Here is a 1,526-nt window from a genome sequence, read left to right as displayed (position 1 = left end):
TGGTATGGTCTGTGCGTTCTGACTCGTCAAGGATCGGCCAATGGATCGTTTGTCTAATTTGCTCTCGCGGTTCGGCGTGCGGGCCAATCTGTTCTATGACGGCGACCTATGCGGCTCTGCATCTTACGATGGCGCCGAGCGGCGAGGTTATATCCATCTGCTTCAGGCCGGCAGCGTGACGTTGCTTGGTCCCGATCGCAAGGATTTGCAGCTCACTCGCCCTAGCTTGATTTTTATGCCACGCCCCGCCAAGCATCAATTGTTTGCGGGTGAGTCCGATGGCGCAAAGTTGTTGTGTGCTTCCATGGAGTTTGAGGGCGGAATTGATAATCCTTTGTCGGCTTCATTACCGGACTGTTTGGTGCTCGCACTCGATGATCTGCCCATGCTGGCAGACACGTTGGAGTGGATGTTTGCCGAGGCGGCAAATGTGCATTGTGGAAGGGAAGCCGCGCTTGAGCGCTTATTTGAGCTCCTAATCATTCTGTTGCTCCGTTACCTGCTCGATCATCACCAGTTGCGCACCGGAATGATGGCTGGACTGGCCGACATGCGGCTTGCCCGATCGCTTTTACAGATGCACAACTCCCCGGAACATGCCTGGTCAATAGCAGAGCTGGCCAGTGAGTCAAATATGTCACGCGCTGCGTATGCCGTGCATTTCAAGAGTGTCATCGGACAGACGCCTGCTGATTATTTGTTGAGTTGGCGAGTTAGCCTGGCTCAGAAGCTGATGCGAGAAGGGCGCTCGATTACGCTGATTGCAGCTCAAGTCGGCTACGAAAGTCCTTCGGCGCTGTCTCGCGCATTTAGACGCAAGACGGGGTTGAGCCCTCGTGACTGGTTGAAAGATCTGGCGGGGGAAAATGATGGCAAAAAGGCCTAAGGCATTACTGCCTTAAGCCATTGAAAAAATTATGCATTAATTTTACGTTTTTCCAGTTCAACCAGCGAATGGCCTGCCACAAATATCGAAACAGCAAGCAACCCTAAGTCTTTAAGCAGAAACTGACCTGGCGCAACGGAAATCGCCGCAAACCCTAAACTAGGCTCAATGACGCCCGGAGTGGAAAACATAAAGCTAAGGGTTGTGAAGAACAGGCCTGCAGACAGAGCGCCTCCTACCACGGATAGTTTGGGCGACAGCATGCGGCCTGCGATCAGAGTGCCGATCGAAATCTCTAGTATGCCGAGCAGGCTGGAGAACATGTCGACCGAAAAAATGCTATACACCCATCCCAAAAGCGGGCTGTTGCTCACCAGTGGAACCAGGCCCTCGGCCTCGTAGTGGGTAAATTTCATGCCGCCGAACCAGAAGTAAATAATAGCGAGAGCCAAGTACGCGCCATAGATACCTAGCCCCATAGTTTTGGTTCCAAGCGTTAAGTGGGCCTGTACGCTGGACTTCGAGTTTTCAATGCCTATGGTTTTCATGTCTGAGCTTCCAGTAGTGAGTGAGAGTGTGTTGGCTGCCGAACGCCGTATGCGTTGGCGATGAGATGATTATGGCTGGCATCTCTAATCAA

Annotated in this window: 2 protein-coding genes; one reads left to right on the top strand and one right to left on the bottom strand. The window is 52.5% G+C overall.

Translation table 11 applies throughout. The annotated features are described in order from the left end of the window. The first annotated feature begins 40 nt into the window (after nucleotides 1–40). On the top strand, nucleotides 41–886 hold the full coding sequence (locus tag APH44_RS28785; protein WP_003464995.1) for an AraC family transcriptional regulator: 846 nt from the start codon (nucleotides 41–43) through the stop codon (nucleotides 884–886). Nucleotides 887–915: 29 nt separating this feature from the next. Here the strand turns inward: APH44_RS28785 and APH44_RS28780 are convergent, their stop codons facing one another. Then, nucleotides 916–1,434 (bottom strand): YkgB family protein, encoded by a 519-nt coding sequence (locus APH44_RS28780; protein ID WP_054895656.1) that lies wholly within the window; start codon nucleotides 1,432–1,434, stop codon nucleotides 916–918. Nucleotides 1,435–1,526: the final 92 nt, after the last annotated feature.

It is taken from the genome of Pseudomonas sp. NBRC 111143, from assembly GCF_001320965.1.
Taxonomy (GTDB): domain Bacteria; phylum Pseudomonadota; class Gammaproteobacteria; order Pseudomonadales; family Pseudomonadaceae; genus Aquipseudomonas; species Aquipseudomonas machongensis.
Note: the sequence above shows the minus strand (reverse complement) of the source record. Positions and strands in the feature narration are given on the sequence as shown.

What these genes read in the sequence shown, in the direction of transcription:
- APH44_RS28785 (WP_003464995.1), top strand. Translation starts at nt 41, where the DNA reads ATGGATCGTTTGTCTAATTTGCTCTCGCGGTTCGGCGTGCGGGCCAAT.
- APH44_RS28780 (WP_054895656.1), bottom strand. Translation starts at nt 1,434, where the DNA reads ATGAAAACCATAGGCATTGAAAACTCGAAGTCCAGCGTACAGGCCCAC.